The sequence below is a fragment of the Gracilimonas tropica DSM 19535 genome, from assembly GCF_000375425.1.
Classification (GTDB): domain Bacteria; phylum Bacteroidota; class Rhodothermia; order Balneolales; family Balneolaceae; genus Gracilimonas; species Gracilimonas tropica.
Genome location: NZ_AQXG01000001.1, coordinates 122,182 through 141,714 on the forward strand (window position 1 = coordinate 122,182; position 19,533 = coordinate 141,714).

Genomic DNA, 19,533 nt, shown 5'->3' on the forward strand with positions numbered 1-19,533 from the left:
ATGTAGGGAGAAAGCGCCAATACCAGATCCAAAAATTATAGGCGTCTTTAATTTTACCCCAATTTACCCTGGAGTTCTTTGAATCGGGCTGTGATATCCTGAGCACTAAAAACACTGCTTCCTGCAACCAGAATATCTGCTCCGGCTTCGGCTACTTTTTGTGCATTTTTCAGGTTCACCCCGCCGTCCACTTGTATCAAAAAGCCGTGGTTGCCTTTATCCCGCATTTGAGAGAGTTCACGCAGCCGGTCATAGCTTTTCTGAATAAAGCTTTGTCCGCCAAAACCGGGATTAACGCTCATAATTAACACGAGGTCTACATCTCCCAAAACAGGTTCAATATTGTGGAGAGAAGTGGCAGGATTTACCACCACTCCGGCCATAAGGCCATATTTCTTTATGTTTTGAATACATCGGTGCAGATGATGGTCGGCTTCATAATGTACGGAAATGAGATCTGCACCGGCTTGCACAAAAGCTTCCACATACATTCCGGGATTCTCTATCATAAGATGTACATCCATAAAAGCTTCCGGTGCAGACTGTTTTGCAGCTTTAACAACACCGGGCCCATAACTGATATTCGGTACAAAATGTCCGTCCATAATATCGCAATGAATCCAGGAAGCGCCTCCTTTTACCGCATCCTGAATATCTGAACCGAGTTTAGAAAAATCAGCGGCTAAAATGGATGGAGCGATCAAAGGAACTTGAAAATTCATAGAATTAGTTTGGATTGTTTTGCGGATTGTTGAGTGAATCGGGCGGAGTGGAAGAGCTATTTCCGGTAGAGTCTATAATTACTGCCCCACCTTCACTTTCTTCTTCAACTCTGAAACGTTCTGATATTGTCAATGTAAGAGACTCACCTTCACGAAGTTGTTCTTTGCGGGGATTGAAATCCAGTACCGTATTTGGTGCCATGTCTTTTGTAGGGCGGAATTGAACGGCCTCAACCCTAAGTCCGGCTTCTCTGAGCTTCAGTTGTGCTTCAGGTAACTGCAAGCCTACGATATTAGGTACGGTCACGATCCTGCTTCCCAGTCCGTCTCCAACAACAAGATCAACCACTGCACCTTTTTCTACGGTAGTACCTTCCGGTATAGACTGGCGAATGATAGTTTTGAAGCGAGAGGACTCGTAGCTTCTGCTCCCGATCTTGAGGCCATAATTTTGAAGCTGGATCTCAGCGTTTCGGAGGGAGAGATCCAAAACACTTGGAACAACTACCTGTGGCTTCACTTCCGTGTTGACCGTTAAATAAATTTTTCGGTTTGGTTTCACGATGTTGGAAGCACTTGGGGATTGGTCAATGACATAATCGGCAGGATAGGCAGAATTTGCTCTTCTGTCACTAACTTCGAACCTCAATCCATAGTCAGCAAGCAATGTCTGGGCTTCTTCCAGGGAAATGCGAGTGACATCAGGTACCGTAATGCCTTCGTTGTAATTGGTGTAATATGGCATGATAAGCTTGTCAGCCACGAACAAAAAAGCCGCTCCAAATACAATCAGAGCAAGTGAACCGATATAGAAATACTTATTGGTAAAGATATATTTCAGCATACCCATAAAATACAGGATGTAATGACAGGTTAAAAGTGCCAGGTTAACGAAAATTGTTCCATGCTCAACATATTGGCATTGGTTTCAATGCGGCTATTGTTAAGCTGAACCGTAAAGAGCGCATCAAAAGCAGACACTACATGATTTACCAACAATAACTTAAGTATGTTCCCGGCTTTTCTGTAATTATCGTTAAACTGCTCGGCACGGTCTCGCCCCTGGTAGAAAAGCGTAAATGGCTGGTCCTTTCCATTCCACATATATTGATACAAAGCTGCGGTTTGATTTTCCGCTGTGGTGATTTCGTTGTACCAGTCTCGCCAACCTGGCTGAAATTGGTAGTATTTACTGATCAATTCGTAATACTGCTGTGAACCATATTGGGGAAGTTCATGAGAGAACTCACTTCGGCGGTCGCAGTTAGGGGGATTGTTATTCCAGCAACCATCCGGAGTATTTAAAATAAAGGGAGTTTGTTTTTCCACTTCGTGAAGGATGGAAATGTTTACCTCACTCCAGTCTGAGGGAGTATTTCCCCAGGTTGGAGCAATAGGTCTGCCTCCTGAAAATACCATATCCCTGAGTGCATTGAGCTGAGTTTGATTTAAATTATTTGCATCAGAGTACTGAACCAACCATTGCGCATAGGCAACTACGCTCCAGTTTTCATGGGTGAAGTTCTCATAGGCGCGTTCCTGTCTTCTTGCAGCTGCGTTTCGGTCAAAATGATAGATAAGTCCTGCGGCTTCCACAGCAAAGTAAATTCCGGCTCTGAACCATTTGCCATTCAAAGCCTGCCCGGAACCTGGTACCAATGCAGAAGCGGCAAAAGCTATGCCCGGGTTATTTCTGGATAAATCCAATACAGTGCTTTCTGAGGCCTGGTAAGCAAAATCAGATATCTGGACAGGCTTTTTTTCTCGATCTCGCTTCTCAGCAGCTTTAAAAATTCCATTGCTGAATTGCTGGACCTGTTGAGCTGCAAGGTTCATTCCAAAGAAAGTGAATATCAGCAATAGAAAAGCCTGTTTTTTCATAAGAGTTCAAAATCGAAGGTTAACCCAAAGTGGAATAAGAATTCACGGCCATAGGTTACTTTATTACTTTGGGAATTGGTAATGAAATCGTCTGGCAGGGTAAGAGTAAATTCATTGAACCCATAAGCGGTACTTACAAAGAACTTAAGTGGAAACAGGTAAAATCCATTTAGGGCCAGCCGGAGTTCAGCTCCAACACCTGATTTCAGGTTATTTCCGGTGTCATAGGGACTTCGCCACCCATTTCCGGTCTCAAAGAAAAATCGTGCAAATAGTTTGTCTAATGTATAAGGGCCCACCTGGGTACCAATATTGCGATAGATGGGAGCGAACCAGGAGAGACTTGCAAACCCGGTGGTGCTGCCTCCAAGGGCAAAAAACGGATAACTTCTCATCCCTAAAAACCCGCCTACATAGTCGGCGTAAAATGAGTCATCAGGATCATTGAAGTAATGGAATCCCCGAACTCTTGCCTGGAATGATTGATCCATAAATGTTTTAAACCCATAGCGTAAGTGAATTTCAGCGGAATGATTTTTTGATTCTTTGAAAACAGGAGAAAGCGTACCATCCTTTATTTCATATTCTTCCAGCAAACTGGAGGGCTGGAATTGGTACCGGGCATACCCCTTTAAGCCAAGCGGTGCAATGTCTGCGTCGTTGGAATACGTATAATAGTCGAAGGTATAGGAGGCAGACAGGGTTGTTCCCTTGAAGTATTGTGATGACTCGCCGGGGATATCCTGCTTCAGCTCACGTGAATAAAAATTTTCCGTAGAAACTCGGTAAGGACTATACTGAATGCCCAACTCAAGTAAACTGAACCGGCTTAATTTACTTCTGAAGTATAATCCGGCTTCCCAAACATCATAGGCGATGTCAGTAGTGGTGGTATCGGGTAAACAAGAAGTACAGGGGAATTCTTCAATTGAAAGACCGTCGGCTACATTTCTTCGCAGGTTGTAGATCTCAAGGGAAACTGTGGGAGACCAGCTTCTTTCAATGAAAGGAAGTCCACGGTGTTCGATGATCAGGAAAGCATCCCTGTCGAGGCCTAAAAGTCGGTCGGGGCGAAAGAAGCCTCCAATACTGCTGGCAGGTTGCGAAGCCACTCCAACCATTAGCCCTCCAAAAAAACTAAGTTTGTCGATCACATCTCTTGACGAAACATAAACACCGGGTTTCATATCGCGTAGTAAGTTCTCCCCAAATTGACCGAATTCCCCATTTTTGATCAAAGAACCGTTATTTCCGTTGGGTTTGGAGTAGTTATCGAAGCGTAACACCGGGAAGAAGCTGAATCCGGTGTAGGTATCCTCATAGGAGCGATAGAGTCGCTCAGAAGTCTCGTCTATGGTTGAAATTTGAAAAGCATAATTACCGGTATCCGCAATGGCTTGGGCTTCATCAGAAAGTGGACGAAGATCGGTGTCATCAAATTCATTCAGCTTGGTGAGGTAGTCAACATTTGGACCTGATTCAGGGATTTTGTCTGAAAACTCAGGCTCGTACAGCCCTTTGTTGGTGGAACGGATCAATGTCTGCTCGTCGGCTTTCATGATCTTGTAGCCATCCGCCTGATACTCAGAATAATAAAGTTGTCCTTCTTTGGAAACAAAAGGCATGAAGGCACCTCCTATCACACTGGTGAGTTTTTCTGTCTCACCGTTCTTAAGATCTTTTCTGAAAATATTGAATATGCCTTCGGGGTTGGATGCGTAGTACAAGTATTTACCATCCGGGCCAACAAACGGATCCCTGTAATCTTGATAAGGATCAGCTAAGAAAGGTGAAACTTCACCGGTTGTGATGTCAAAGGTGTAGATATCCCGATTCGAAAGATCTGCTTTGGAGAAATAGATCTTGCTGTCGTCGGGGCTCCATGCCGGGGTGAAAATGGTTTCGCTGCTCTCAAAAGAGGTAAGGGTAGAGATCGAATCTTCATGACTCGGATAAAGCAATACAAGGTTTTGTGTCCCTTGCGAAAACTGAACAGCTGCTATTCGGTCACCGCCATTGTTCCAGTCCGGATATTCAATACGGGCACTGTTGGTAAGGCGTTCACTTTTATCTTTTTGGATGTCATAAATAAATATATCCCGATAGTGTTCCCCGTATTTATTTCGCTTGTTAATGGCATAAGCGATCTTATTTCCGTCCGGAGAAAACGAGAAGGAGGTTTCCAAAAAGCTAACAGCAGGTTCAAGGCTCGCAGTATGTTCCCGGGAATCTCTTACTTTAAGATCGTTTACAACAGCTATTTCTTTATCTTTTCCATCGGCGTCTTTTATGTACAGGGATAAGAGTGCATAGTCCACAAATTTATTGGAAAGGTAGGCAACCTTGGTTTCATCCGGAGAAAGTTGAGGGTGAAAATTAAAGAAGCCTTTATACTCAACCGTATCTGATTCCGTAGTATTTATTTCTGAAACGGCAGCCTCATAAAATTCTTTTCGGTCGGTTATCCAGTCATCAAATACTTCATCACCTGGAATGCCCGTTGCGATCTCAATAGCTTCTGCTACCCTGTAGACACCGCGCTCCCCTAAATTCACTGTTATTTCTCGTAAGATATCTTCCCCGAAGCGATCTGCCAGATAGATCACAAAAGCGTATCCCTGATTGTAAACGGTTTCTCTTTCAAGGCTGGTTTTGGAAGAGAAAGTACCCATCTCATCCAGGCTGAAGTAAGTATCACTTAAAATGCGGGTACGCAAGATCATATCCCGGTGACTGTCCCAGGTCTCATATAACAAACCTGAAGTTTGGTACTGAGCGGTTCCTTCAGCAAGCCATGCAGGAATATTTACGGTTGCAAATGGGGCAGTTAGAATACCATTAGGAAATCCGTACAGTACATCGGGCCGGCGGACATCCTCATAAGCGAGCCACTGCAGGTAAAAAGCAGGGATTTTACGCGTTCGTTTCATTCCTTTCTGGATCTGAATAATATGCGTGTACTCGTGCGTGATCACATTCCTCAGCCAGTTATGGGTTCCCCGCAGAGGCGTATTCAGTGCGGGGAGCCAGATATCGATCTTATTGTCAAAGAAGTAAGCGGCTCCGTTCGAGTAATCTTCCCGGTCTTTGATAACAATGCTAACTTTTTCGTCTGGTTCATACTGATATAAAGAAGTGATGGGGTCATATACTTCTTCGGCTATGCGTGAAATGATCTGTGCAGAGCGGCTATTACCCTCCTGAAAATGAATCAGAAAATGCTCACTTTCAATGGTGTACCAATCCAGGTGGTTTTGAGGATAATCATAAAAAGCGACATCGGTCTGTGCCATTATTTTCCCACCGGCAAAGAATAGTAAACCAAACAGTAAGAGCGATAATCTCATAGTTCTCATTATTTCAAGACTCCAATTTTAATGAGTTTGGTTTCTGATCTTCCTTCTACCGTGGCTTTAACGCGAGCTACATAACCGCCACTGGCCCAGTTTTGGGTGTTTATGCTAATTTCCTGGGGAGCTCCGCCGGGAGAATTGATCGTGTCTTTAAATATTACCTTGCCACTCATTGTAATTACCGTGATCTCTACCGTTCCTCCGGGTTGTTCCAACTCAAAACGTATATTGGTGTGATCTGTTGCGGGATTGGGCCAGTTGTAAGTTTCAGAACTGTTCAGCACAGAAAACTCATTTTCTTGTGTACCGCCAACCTTAATTTCTGCTGAAACTTTGTTGTAGGGATTTTTGCCGTATCGTGTGGGCCATTCAGATGAAGTGAAATTTGAGAATCTCCATGATTTCAGCTCTCCTTTATGGCTGATCGCATAAAGTATATTACCAAAAAATGCGGGATGAATGGGTTGAACTTCTTTTCCCTGAGATCCTCCAACATAAAGGGGAAAACCCTCGATAGGTTCTCCATTGGATTCATAGGCAAAAACATTAACCGAATATTCATCCTGCCCAACTACTAAAATATCCTGGATATTGTCACCTGTGATATCCGCTACTAAAGGAGTTCCTATAAATTGAATGCCTTGCGGGGCATCAATAGGGGTGTTTTCTAAGATGGCTCCATTTGTGTTGTATCCAATAACCTGATTGGTAGACCTGCTTACCCGGTAGATAGATCCGTGACCAAAAATGGCAGGCCATTCGGCTTTTTCTTCTTCAAAAATAGTTACAAACGGATCATTCAGAGTCGGATTTACTAAAGTGAAGGCCCCGTCTTCAAACAGGTAATACCAGTTATCGCCATCCGTCTTAATGGTCCCGGCAAATAACCGGTTTTCCGCATCGGAAGAGTAATTGGGAATATCTTCTCCAACAAAAGTGACTTCATTTCCATTGATGCCTGCAAATTTTTCATTTACGATCTCCGACCTGAATTCAAATCCTGAATTATTGGGAATAACCGTACCATTGGAGCCATCAATAGAGGTATCAGAGAAATCCAGGTCCACAATCGCTCCGTCCTGGGAAGAAAGAAATCCATCGGTAAGGGGCGTGTTAACCATCCAGCCGGGCCAGTTTAGGGTGGCCGGACTATAGGCTCTGTAGCCAACCGTTCTATTCTCAAGATTGGAGTAAACCAAGTATTCCGGGCTGATCTGAAGAGGCTGCGAGGCATACCTTCCAAAAGTTATAACACCGGTGAATCCAAGCGTATCATAATCACTAACCTGAATGGCATCTTTTCGGGGAATGATCAAAAGGGTGTCATCCAAAGCATCTGATACACGCAAACTAAGCGGGTAATAATCCCAATATTTGAGTCCGTTTGTAAAATACACGCTATCGGCAGGGGAACTTGCTGAACTCACTTGTTCAAAGATTGCGTTCTCGCTTTCAGACGCTTTAATTTTGAAACTCGCTGTTGGAAGGTTATCCGAGAAATCATAGAGCTCAAAAAAGGATAAAGCTCCCGAATTGCTGTTGTTATTGGGACGAGTATCCGGTGCGAACCGATTTTCGTAGAAACTCACTTCGTTTCCGGATTGCAATATCACACGATAATCATTTCCGCTCCACCAAAAATCAAATGCGGTGCCAAATGCGGCGCTGTTGTCTAATGCGCCTGCTAACGGGATACCAATATCCTGGGCTCCATCGGCTTCTTCAAGATCCACGCCTCGTCTCTGTGGATCGGCATTGACTCTTCCGCTGCTAAGCTGCTGATTGATTACGCCTTCATCAATATGCCAGATCAAAATGCCTCCGTTGAGAAACCGGTCGTCTTCAGGATCATTTTCGTTTTCGCCGACATCAAGTCCGCCGGGCAAACTGAAATCAAAATTGGTGGCATCTACGAATGTTCCGGATTCAAGCAAGGTGTCAAAATCTGCTTCCTGGAAAACGAATGCTTCATTCTGATTGGTAAACGTTTGCTGCACTTCAGTTCCGTCTGATTTGCGAATAGTTATGGTAGTTCCATTTCCATCAGGGTCACGATGCCGGTTTTCTATCAGGAAATATTCAGAATTAGATAAACTGTATCTTGCAATGCTGTTTTGTTCACTCAATGAGCCTGCAGGAAGTTGAATATCACCTGATGTTTTCTCTGTGATCTCAAAGGGAGTTTCCCACCCCAGGTACACTTTTTCCCATGCGGAGGGTTCCGGAGGTAAAAGGCCATTGTAGGCAAAGAATCCGGCGCCGTCCATCAGTCCAAACCGCCCGATAGCAGGGTCTCCGGTTTCAGTATTGAACAGATCTGGCAGCCCCAGGTGACTTCCTATAGAAGCGATCAGAAGGCCATTGATAGAAAGTGGGAATACGAATTCATTTTCCTGAATATCCAACCCGCGTCGTGATTCGGTTCGGGGTATAACCATGGAATTGGTAACACGGAAACTGCCATTATTTACCTCAAATCCATCGAAGCCAGGTTCTTCCAATAACTCGGCGAGATTTTGCTTTGAAAGATATAAAGATGGAATGTCCAATGGGGTTATATCAAGGTTAGTGCCTGTGAGTTCAATATCCCGCCCAACCCCTGCATGGAAAATGACAAATGCGGTATTTTGAGGATCAAGGCCCGAATCATCAAAGCCAGATCCATCAGCAACTTCATTCCATGCATTTTTTATTAACGTGGCGATTTTCTCATTCGTGAAAGTTTCTCCGGTTGGAGAATATTGTTCCATCTTTTCAGGAAGACGATAAATATCGGGGAGAACCCGGTAATTAAGTGTTAATTTTCCATCTGAAGCCTTTTCATAATAGTTTTTAGCAAATTCGAGATGAGCTTCGAAATAGCTCCTGTCATGGGGAAGAGGTTCTATACGGAAGTCCTCGGCTCTTCGGAGGTAAGGGAGGCCTTCCATACCATCTGACCCAAAAATTCCGGTTCCGGAAGTAAGGCGATTCGTATCGGGTTGAAATTCAACCATAACAGCGACCACGTTAAGCGTACCTGTCGCATTCAGGTCAGATCGAGAAATAGTCTGTAAATCTGAAATAGCATGGGAGCGCTTTAAAGGCACATTTTGAGCCTCAGCACCGGAATTGCAAAAAAGAAAGAGCATGCTAACGGCTAACATGCTCTTTACAAAAAACTTCGATTGGAGCATAGATTAAAAGTCGATAAGCAAGCTGAAACGCAAGGTATTTGCAAGGGGGTGGTCAGATTCCAGGGTTTTTATATAACTGAAATCAACGCCTAAGAAACTGTATCTGATACCGGCTCCAAAGGTAATATACTCACGATCACCGTTATTTGGGTCTTCGTAATAGTATCCGCCACGGAGTGCGAATTGATCAGCGTACCAATATTCCAGTCCGGCTCCGATCATGAATTGCTGCATAAGGCCTACGCTAATGGTGTTTTGTCCGTCAAAGCGTTCAAAGCTGTCCCAGGATTTAAAAAGGGCTTCAATGGGGCCTGCAGCCACTCGTGAAGTGTCAATAGATCCATCGGGGTTGGTCGTGTAGCTCGGAGTGGTACGAGCCATAACTTTAGAAATGTCGTTTGCGATCGTCAGGCGATTAATACCGGCATCATCAAGGTCGATGTTGAAAGCCCAACCAAAGCGAAGTACCGTAGGAAGTGGATCTTTCTGGGCATTATCGGTGTACTGAATACCGGGCCCTAAGTTTGAAAGATTGGTCCCAAAACTAAAGCTGGCATTACGGTTTCCAATGTCAAAAGGATCGGTTTTATAAAGAAAGGCAAGGTCGACAGCAACACTGCTTCCCGGATTTACTTTTTGAGCACTGATAGAAGTTCCGCTGGCCAAGCTTGAGTAAATAAGCCTAAGGCTGGTACCTAAAGCAAAGTTTTTGCTCACCTGATATCCGTAAGAAGCACCAAAGGCCAACTCATAACTGTTGAAACGGGAGATGATCTCCGGACTGTCTTCGCCGGTAACCGCTTGTTCTCCAAGGTTCAGATACGTAAGGTGTGCACCTAAAGTACCAATGCCTTCGATGTAATAGGTTCCAACAACGTAGTCGTAGAAAAGGTCGCTCACATTAAAGTTTGCCAACCAATTTGAGTGGGTGATACTAGCTTGATTATTACCTTTCTGGAAAGCCAGTCCTGATGGATTCCAAAACAGGGCAGAGGCGTTATTGGCCAAAGCAACTCCGGTGTTACCCATACCGGCACCACGAGAATCTGGTTCAATTTGTAAGAATGGAACCGCTGTAATTGCCACTTGGGCATTAGAAATAGAAGGCAAAGCAAGAAATAATCCTGCAATGATAATGGATACTGTCCTTTTCATAAAACCTAACTTTTGATTACTGAATATAAGGTATTCAAATTTAAATATTGTTGTTATCGAATAATTACGAGCTTTTCGATTTTTTCTGATGTCTTTCTTCCTTCCGGGGTATCTGCTGTAACCCGAAGCACATAAATATAAGTACCGTTACCCAGGCGATCATAATCCCGGTCACGGCCATCCCATGAAATACTGGCATAAGAACTTGTAGTTATGATTTGTTGTTCAATGTGTTGTACCGGCTTGCCACTCAGCGTGTAGATCCGTACGGATACATCCAGTGGGTTCCCGGGTTGGTTGTGTTCAAAAGCAAAACGGGTAGCATCATTCATTGGGTTTGGATAGTTGTAGACATTTCTAATGTCTAAATCTTCACCGGATGAAACTTCAAAAAAGATGTCCTTTTGAGAAGGGTTATTGTGCACATCCCATGCTCGAACACTCAGGGTATAACTACCTTCCGGAAGCTGGTCCAGAGGGTACTCGATACGGCCCCTTGTGTAATCATTTAAATTGCCCTCATAAAAATCGTTGAGGACGAACGATTGTTGTGGTTTGGTATCGATTGTAGCTATTATTTCATGTCCTACTCCTGTTCCTGTTGTATTTATACCAGATTGATCTTCAAGTTCTACGATAAGGGTGGGTGAACTATTTACGAGATAGCCATTCACAAACCGCTCATCATTTAGATAAATATCCATTTTTGGGCCGGAGCCGTCGTCTACCGCATTTTCATTGATTCCGCTAAATGTAACTTTAGCAAAAGATCCGCCTGCAGTTCGGCCATTGTCATTTGCAAAAAATACAATACGCCCGTTTTCAGCCGAGTTGCTGATATCTTTCGGGATAATGAAGGTGGAGTTGAATTGTCCGCCTTCGATGGAAGTTTTCCCGGTAAAAAGCACATCATTTTCTACCATATAATTACAGTTACTTAGATAACAATTGTCGTTCACCACCCACTCACGGTCGTTTGGCAGGCTAACGCTGCGAGCAGCATCAAAAACAGTAAGGGTAAGCTCTCCATTGAAATCGGTTAGTGGATCGTTATTCAAATCGGTGATATCCCCCGACAGCGAAACCTGATCCAATGCCTTTATGTTGATAACGGTATCCTGACCTTCTTCGGTATACTCGTTAAGTGATACAAGATTTGTTTGCTGCTCCGGTACCCGAAAGGTTGTAGCCGGGTCGCCTAAAAGGATGAATTTCTTACTATTCAAATTAGAAACGATAGGATCGCCGCCAATTTGTGTATTCTTGGTTCTAAGGTAAAGATCTCCCATTCTGAGGGGAGTTCCATCCATATTTCGTTCCGCCATCTGCTGAGAAAGTGCGACGTTTAGCCCAAAATTGTTATTTGATGATATACTGCGCCCGGTATAAACCACTCTTGTAGTTGTAAAAGCGGCGATGATTCCCCCATTAGGCGTCAAAAACAACTGTTCAGCTCCCGATTGTGCGTCAATATCATCGTAACGCCCAAACTGGCAGGTTGCGGTGACAAGGGTCGCCAGCCGATCGGTGTTATTGAGGTTTGGGATAAGATCTACATTAAAAAGCCCCTCATCAGATAATGTTTGTTCATTTCCATGTCCGGAATAGTTCAAAACTAATGTTCCATTGTTCATGGCATCTATAAAGGCATCGGTAGCTCCGGGTATTTGCCGGCCCGAACCGGTGATCTCTTCAGGATAAGCAAACTCATATATCTTTTTAATACGAAGGCCGGGTTGCAAAATATTCATGCGCTCGGCTGACTCATCGGCATTCAAAACATGGAGATCCCGATTAATGTTTGCATCCGGAAGGTCATCATCAGCTGCAAAAGAAAATAGATTCTGCCAATTCCCGGTATTCTCAGGATTTTCATAGGCTTTGATCTTTTCTATAGCGGTTGCCGCTTCTTGAAGCGTTTGAGCGGGAATTCGACCGATTCCGATATCCAATAAATGGGTATCGGGTGTGCTGCCGGATCCAAAATCACCCTCATTATCATCTAAAAAACCAAAGAAATCGTCCGTACCAAAAGAGTTAACTCTATTCAAGGATTCTGAGGTCTGATACGTGATTACATAATTGTTGAAGCCATTTTCTACTACGTTTTTATAATCAAAAGTAGTATCGCCAAAAAACAATAAATATAAAGGCGGTTCTTGTCCGTTCAGTAAGGCCCGGTCGTACAAAAATTTCACATAATCACGGATAGCAGTTGGGTCAGCAACGCCTCCGGAAAATTCATTGAATATTTCTTCTTGGGTAATAATGATGGGAGTAAGCCCGCTTTGCTGTTCCCGGTACGTAGCCAGCTCCTTAGCATAATTCAGGAATGATTCTGAAGTGACAATGATGTAGTCGGGATCGATCGCAAGTCCTTGCAGATCCTGGTTTTCGATCTGTTCTCCGATCTCGGGGACCGTGAGTTGTGACTGTGCAATGAACTGAAGATCATTACCGGAATAGTAGTTGAAAGTATAGCTACTGCCGGAGGAAGCGGTAGAAAGCATTTTAGGAGATAAAGGATCAGAAACATCCATTACCAATGGTTCACTCTCGAAACCGGATAAACGGTATTCTGCTAATTCTGTTGAAGAACCGTTGGCGGGAGAATAAAAGAACAGTTTGTTATTCTCTGCGGTTAAGCTGCGTTGAACGGTCATTCTTATCCAATCCAAAAAACCTCTGGAATTGGTTTCATTATGGAAATAAGCAGCTTTAATATCTAAAATATCATTATTAATGGGCGGGGTTAAGGAAGACGTTATGGTGCCTTCGATACCGGATGTTCCTTCGCTGCAGTTGTAGCAGTTGCTGCAGTTACAAGCTAACCTGCTGATGTTTACTGCGCCTGCATCAGCACCATTAGCGGCTAATCTGAAACTGGAAGATTGGGTTGAACGACTCACAAACTTAGCTTCAAGAGAAATTGGTTCTGTTGCCAGAATACCGGGCAGTGTATCGCTGAGGATAGATACATAAGTACCGTTACTGGAAGCCTCGAATCTTCTTCCAAGCCAGTACTGACCGGAACGGAGGCTTTCCTCCGCTTTGTTCTGCTCTTCATCCTTCCAGATGAAATCTGTGAAACTTGTAATGGTTCTGGATGTTTGAACGATGCTTGAATTTGCATTCGAAAGGCGTTCCCCGTTTTCAGAGCCTACCGTGAGGAATACGTAATTCTGATTACTGAAAGGGTGGAGTTGATGGGTAAATTCACCGTTTTCCCGCATCACTCTGTGTGGAGAGTTTGCATAAAATAGAATTCGGTCACCGGCATTAAAATCACCATCACTTTGTCCTTCTACAATAATGGGAATCTGTGTAAGCTGAGGGCGGGGCTGGTCGTTGGCTTCAGGTAATACATAACCGCCGGTGCCCCAGATTTGAATATTCCTGGGATCGATGGTGTTGAGGTCAAGACCTAACTCTTCCAGATAATCCTGACCGATCTCATAAATAGAGTTTCGAGAAATTGGGATTTTATACCAAACTCCATCATTGAAGGCAGAGTTTACGCTTTGTTGAGTAGAAACTTTGGGTAATACTAATTGCTTTTGCTTGTACACACGCAATTTCAAGTATTTCAACACCTGACTGCTCTTCTCTCCGGCTCGGGTTATGTTAATGGAGGCCGGACTAAGCTTTTTACCTCGCTGAATTCCCGGCTCAGAAAGTTGAATAAGGGGAACATCAGTATTTGGTATTAAAGAGACCAATGCTTTGTCAGGATGAATCACTGTATCAACGGAAACGACTCGTTGCTCAAGTATTTGATAACGGGGATCATTGCCCTCAACCGGTATCATCAATCCTGTTGGGGATACTAAATGCAGATCATTATTTACCAATTCATAATCGGTAAAATCATCTGTTTCTGCTACTACTTTCAATTGCTGGGCATAAACACCTTCAGCAAATAACAAGCAAAGCAAACCACTAAGATAAAGCAGCTTGTTCAGCATAAATAAGTTATTGGTTGATGTAAGCGTGTCTTACGCTTTTTAATTCGTAGCAGTATTATCTATAGGGCTATAGTACTTCTTGGGGTTGACCTGTAAAGAAATGGTAGAAATGTAAATTGCACTCTGAGATTGATTAACGATGTAAATGAATAGTAGCTTTATTCTATAAGGGAAGTCGTTTTTGGTTCAGGTCTGTTCCTATAATATATCAGTGAAGTTATAATGTCAATAAAAAAATAACCCCATTTCATTTTTTTGAAACGGGGTTTCAGCGTTACAGCATTTCGATGACCATGGATGAGGCTCCTCCGCCTCCATTGCAAATTCCTGCACAGCCATATTTGCCTTTAGTTCGGCGTAAAGCGTGAATCAGCGTTACTATGATCCTTGCTCCTGAACATCCGAGTGGGTGCCCAATACTTACCGCTCCACCATGAATGTTCACTTTTTCAGGATCCAATTCCAGGATCTGGTTATTGGCGAGCGCTACCACAGAAAAAGCTTCATTAATTTCAAAGAGGTCAATATCGCTTTTTGTCAGCCCGGCTTTTTTGAGAGCAATTGGAATTGCATCGGATGGAGCCGTGGTAAACCATTCAGGGGCTTTTGCAGCGCTGGCGTGGCTTAAGATCTTGGCCAATGGCTTTAGCCCGAGTTCTTTGGCTTTTTCGGCACTCATCACTAATACCGCTGCAGCCCCATCATTAATGCTGGAGGCATTGGCTGCTGTTACAGTTCCTTCTTTATCAAAAACAGGGCGAAGTTGTGGGATTTTTTCAAACCGGACTTTATCCAGTTCTTCGTCTTTTTCAACTTCAGTTACATTACCTTTTCGATCTTTGACTTTCATCTTAATGATCTCATCCTTGAACCAACCTTGATTGGTTGCCTCCATAGCTCTCTTATAAGATGTAATGGCATACTCATCCTGCTCTTCTCTGCTGATATTACATTCCCGGGCACAAAGGTCTCCGGCATTTCCCATCAGGTACTCGTTATAAACATCCCAAAGTCCATCCTTCACAATACCGTCTTCCACTTTAGAGTGGCCATATTTGGCTCCAAATCTTTCTTTGGGAAGATAATAGGGCACGTTACTCATGCTTTCCATTCCGCCGGCAACAATAATATCGGCTTCACCCAACCGTATTTGATCGGCAGCGATCATGATGGATTTCATACCTGATGCACAGACTTTATTAACCGTTGTGGCCGGTGTGCGCTGGTGAAGTCCGGCTTTTAACGCCGCTTGCCGGGCAGGAGCCTGGCCGATACCGGCAGAAAGTACGTTTCCCATCAATACTTCCTGTACATCATCGGGCTTTATACCTCCCGATTTAACCGCCTCCAGTATTGCAGATGCTCCTAATTCAGGGGCAGAAAATGAGGAAAGGTTACCACCAAAGGCTCCCATAGGAGTTCGTTTAGCCGATACAATTACTACGTCTCGCATGATAAAATTCGTTTTTTAAATTAGTTGTTGTAAGCGCTTTTTTAGCGATCTAAAGATACTAAAGGCTAAGCAATGATGATATCTTAAAACGCCTGGTCTAAGTCAGCAATGAGGTCTTCAGCGTCCTCGATGCCAACAGAGATGCGGATCAAAGAATCTCTGAGTCCTGCTTTCTCGCGGACTTCTTTTGGGATAGATCCATGGGTCATAGAAGCAGGGTGACTGATCAAAGATTCTACTCCACCCAAACTTTCTGCAAGCGTAAAGATTTTGGTGTTACTCATGAACTGTACGGCGGCTTCAATAGAATCATCTTTAAGCGTAAAGGACAGCATGGCGCCAAAATCATCCATTTGTTTTTTGGCAAGTTCATGCTGCGGATGAGATTTCAACCCCGGATAGTTTACGGAAGCTACTTTCTCATGACCCTCAAGAAACGTGGCGATCTGTTTCGCGTTTTCTACGGAACGTTGCACACGTACACTTAAGGTTTTGATGCCGCGCAAGGTTAGATAACAATCCATTGGGCCGGGGACTGCTCCGGATGTTTTGGTCTGAAATCGCAAATTTTCCATGATCTCTTTGTTGGAGCTAGCTACAGCTCCATGAATCACATCCGAGTGACCTGCTAAATATTTTGTTGCGGAATGAAGAACCGCATCGGCACCAAATTCCAGCGGCCTTTGCAAATAAGGGGATGCAAAAGTGTTGTCCACTACGGTAAGAATATTCTTTGGCTTTGCAAGTTCAACCAATGCTTTAATGTCAACTACACGCAACAATGGATTGGTGGGAGTTTCGATCCACATAAGCTTGGTTTCAGCAGTGATGGCTTCTTCCACTTTTTTGGGATCGGTCATATCAACAAAAGTGAAATTGATTCCATAAGGCTCAAAAACCTTGGTAAAAAGCCGATATGAACCTCCATACAAGTCATTTGTGGTTACGACATGATCTCCGGGGCGAAGCATTTTCATGAGGGCATCCATGGCGGCTACACCACTTGAAAAACAAGCGGCCTCATCAGCGCCTTCAAGCCCGGCTATCATCCTTTCCAAAGCAGTTCGGGTGGGATTTCCGACCCGCGCATAGTCATAGCCCTTATGTTGATTCGGGGCTTGTTGTGCGTACGTTGAAGTTTGAAAGATAGGAGGCATGACCGCACCTGATGTTTCTTCAGGTTTTTGGCCGGCATGGATAGTTTTAGTATTGAATTTCATACAAATTAATTAGCTGAAGGAGAATTTCTGCGTTCTTTTAAATTCCTCAGGATCTCTAACCTGGTATTGTAGGTTGAATTATTAGGATCAACCTCTGCGAGCTTCTCATAATAATCGATTGCGAAATTGATAAGCATGTTGGCTTTATCGTTCAACCGTTTGTGATCTTTTTCAAATGCCACCGGAATCAGAGAAAGGTACTTGGCCGACAAGTTGTTGTAGAATACGGCCAGGCTTTCAATGTAGTCAGTATTTGAGGTATCTCTGCGAAAAGCTTCAATTAACTGATTTTCGGCTTCGTCACCCATTCCTTCAGCTTCGAACAGAATTTGCTCTACCAGAACGGAGTCGTTTGCCGTGTAAGCATCTTGAAGATCATTCATGATATTGGCAGTGATCTCATAAAGCTGGGTGCCATATACATTTCTGAGATTTGCGTTATCGGGATTTTCCGCTACCAATGCATCAAGAATATCGGCTGCTTTCTCATAATTACCATTGGCGATGTAGGCATTGATCAACCCAAAAGCCAGGTTTCTGTCGTCCATGATATCAGCGTTAGCCTGTTCATAGAAATTAGCGGCTTTATCCGGTTCGCCTTTTTCCAGGTGGAGGTAACCAAGGTATTCATACATTTCCTTTGCTTGCTCTTCATCGGTAAATTCGAGGCCATTTTGAAGGCTTTGAATGGCCGCATCAATTTCACCAAGGTTGAACTCGGTAATAGCCAAATTTTTATAAGAACTTACGGCATCATGCCTGATAATTACTGCATTCTGGAAGTGTATCTTGGCTCGCTGATAACGGTCTGTTATTGCCTCATTGTCTGAAACCTGAAGGCCGGCATTATGTTCGAACTTCCAGTATTGCTGTCTCAGACTGTCTATTTGAGATAATTGCGTATTGTTAGCCTGATATTCAATAGCAGAGGCAAAATCATTGGCTGCACTGGTGTAAAAATCAGCCCTCACCTCAGGATCTGAATCTTTAGCTAAGGCAGCATTAATTTTAGCGCGTTGAATGTAAAGAGAAGGTTGTGCCGGATCCTCCGCCAAACGCTTGTCAATCTCAGTAATAGCCTGATCGTATTTATTCTCTGATAAAAGATTATCAATATTTGTCTTGGTTGATCCGCACGAATAAAAAAACCCGGCTACAAGCAGGATACCTGTGAGCCGGGTAAGTTTTGAAATAATCATATTCATTTATTTTGTTAGTCAGGTTATTTACATACCTGCTTTTTTCATCGCCTCTTCGGCTTTCTCTTGCATATCTAATTGAACATAGATGCGAGACAGAGACTGCCAGTATTGAGAATTATCAGGATCTAACTCAACTGCTTTTTCATAATTCTCCATAGCTTTACGAAGTTCGGCTTTGGCTTGTTGGTCAAGCTCACTGGCTAACTCATTGTCTTCTGTAAAGTTTCGCTCTTCGTAGAGAGCAGCTGCTTTATTCTGGTAAGAAATAGCAAGGTATTCATAAGCTTTAGGATCCTCAGGTCTGAGTTCAACAACCCGGTTCAATTCATCCTGAGCTTTAGCACTTAAAGCATCCATCTCTACAGTAAGTTCCTGATTCAATGAAATTAGTGAATCTATGCTTGAGTTGATTGACTCACGCTTACCTGGATTGTTGCGAAGTTCTGAGTTAAGGTCATAAACCATGTCATAGTTGGAAGTAATTTGCTCTGAGATTTCAGTCGTAGCCTGCAGCAATTGAGTTCCCAATGCGAGTCTGTATTGTGCATTGTCGGGATCTCTTTCAATCAGGGTTTCGATGGTTTCGATAGACTTTTCACGTTGGCCGGCAGCCATATAAACATCAGCCAGGTTTTGAACCAAAGCGATACTGTCAGGGTACATCTCTACACCGTTTTGAAGGGTAGAAAGAGCTCCGTCGACATTACCGGAATTTCGTTGGTAGATACCTAAGCGAAGGTAATCGTTAGACTCAGGCTTGTCCATTAATTCCATGGCTTCTTCTTGAGCGCTGATGGCTGTTTCATAGTTTTCTGCCATGCCGGCAACCTGAGCAAGAATAGCCCAGGATAGGACACTGTCAGGGTTGATGATCACAGCGTTTTCAAGGTGAGAGATAGAAACTTCAAGAGGATTCTCAACTTGTTGGCGAACACTGTCGTTGTTTACATATTCAATAGCAGCGTTGTGCTCAAATCCCCAGGTATTTAAAACCAAAGGAGTGACAGATTCCGCTTCCGAAGGTGTTTCTTCAGCTTGGGAGAAAAGATCCCGGGCAGTTTCTACTGACTCACGGAAATTCTTATAATTATCCTTACGATTAGCAGGAGGTTCGATCATTCGAGCCTGCTCAGCATAAGTCATGGCTTTATAGTAATAGGGAACTCCGGAATTTGGATTTTGCTGGATGGAGCGATCCAAAATAGCGAGAGCAGAATCATAATTTTGAGTGAAGATGTTCTTTTGTGCCTCTTCGATCAATGGGTCTGTACTTTCACAACTGGCAAGAACCCCCACAAAAAGGAATGCGGCTAGTAAATTTCTAAAGAGCTTTTTCATTTTATTGTAAAATTGAATTTGGTTGAAGTCGGGTCATATTTATATGTTTACGAAAATAACCAACTGTA

11 protein-coding genes are annotated in these 19,533 nt (G+C 43.5%); all 11 read right to left on the reverse strand.

Translation table 11 applies throughout. The features are described from left to right. Positions 1 to 53: 53 nt before the first annotated feature. Positions 54 to 722, reverse strand: coding sequence for a ribulose-phosphate 3-epimerase (gene rpe / locus B151_RS0100620; RefSeq protein ID WP_020401645.1), 669 nt, complete (start codon positions 720 to 722; stop codon positions 54 to 56). A 4-nt stretch (positions 723 to 726) separates the two neighbouring features. After that, on the reverse strand, positions 727 to 1,566 hold the full coding sequence (locus tag B151_RS0100625; protein ID WP_157470627.1) for a PASTA domain-containing protein: 840 nt from the start codon (positions 1,564 to 1,566) through the stop codon (positions 727 to 729). 29 nt (positions 1,567 to 1,595) lie between these two features. Further along, entirely contained in the window at positions 1,596 to 2,603 is a 1,008-nt protein-coding gene (locus B151_RS0100630; protein WP_020401647.1) for a DUF5683 domain-containing protein, read from the reverse strand. Beyond that, positions 2,600 to 5,950 carry a PD40 domain-containing protein gene (locus B151_RS0100635; RefSeq protein ID WP_051069701.1) on the reverse strand — a complete coding sequence of 1,117 codons (3,351 nt, stop codon included), beginning with the start codon at positions 5,948 to 5,950 and terminating at the stop codon, positions 2,600 to 2,602. Before B151_RS0100635 ends, B151_RS0100630 begins: the two co-directional genes overlap by 4 nt. Positions 5,951 to 5,958: 8 nt before the next feature. Continuing rightward, a complete protein-coding gene (locus tag B151_RS0100640) occupies positions 5,959 to 9,132 on the reverse strand; it encodes a T9SS-dependent M6-like inactivated metalloprotease (RefSeq protein WP_083909841.1) in 3,174 nt (1,057 codons plus the stop codon). Between the two features lie 3 nt (positions 9,133 to 9,135). Further along, on the reverse strand, positions 9,136 to 10,287 hold the full coding sequence (gene porV / locus B151_RS0100645; protein ID WP_020401650.1) for a type IX secretion system outer membrane channel protein PorV: 1,152 nt from the start codon (positions 10,285 to 10,287) through the stop codon (positions 9,136 to 9,138). A 53-nt stretch (positions 10,288 to 10,340) separates the two neighbouring features. Then, on the reverse strand, positions 10,341 to 14,252 hold the full coding sequence (gene porU / locus B151_RS0100650) for a type IX secretion system sortase PorU (protein WP_020401651.1): 3,912 nt from the start codon (positions 14,250 to 14,252) through the stop codon (positions 10,341 to 10,343). Between the two features lie 274 nt (positions 14,253 to 14,526). Further along, complete coding sequence (locus B151_RS0100655) at positions 14,527 to 15,705, reverse strand: acetyl-CoA C-acyltransferase (protein ID WP_020401652.1); 1,179 nt, start codon at positions 15,703 to 15,705, stop codon at positions 14,527 to 14,529. A gap of 83 nt (positions 15,706 to 15,788) precedes the next feature. After that, the gene (locus tag B151_RS0100660) at positions 15,789 to 16,925 is read right to left on the reverse strand and encodes a cystathionine gamma-synthase (protein ID WP_020401653.1); all 1,137 of its coding nucleotides are present in this window, start codon (positions 16,923 to 16,925) and stop codon (positions 15,789 to 15,791) included. A gap of 5 nt (positions 16,926 to 16,930) precedes the next feature. Further along, positions 16,931 to 18,124 carry a tetratricopeptide repeat protein gene (locus B151_RS0100665; protein WP_169332170.1) on the reverse strand — a complete coding sequence of 398 codons (1,194 nt, stop codon included), beginning with the start codon at positions 18,122 to 18,124 and terminating at the stop codon, positions 16,931 to 16,933. 27 nt (positions 18,125 to 18,151) lie between these two features. Next, a complete protein-coding gene (locus B151_RS0100670; protein WP_020401655.1) occupies positions 18,152 to 19,465 on the reverse strand; it encodes a tetratricopeptide repeat protein in 1,314 nt (437 codons plus the stop codon). Between the last annotated feature and the right edge of the window lie 68 nt (positions 19,466 to 19,533).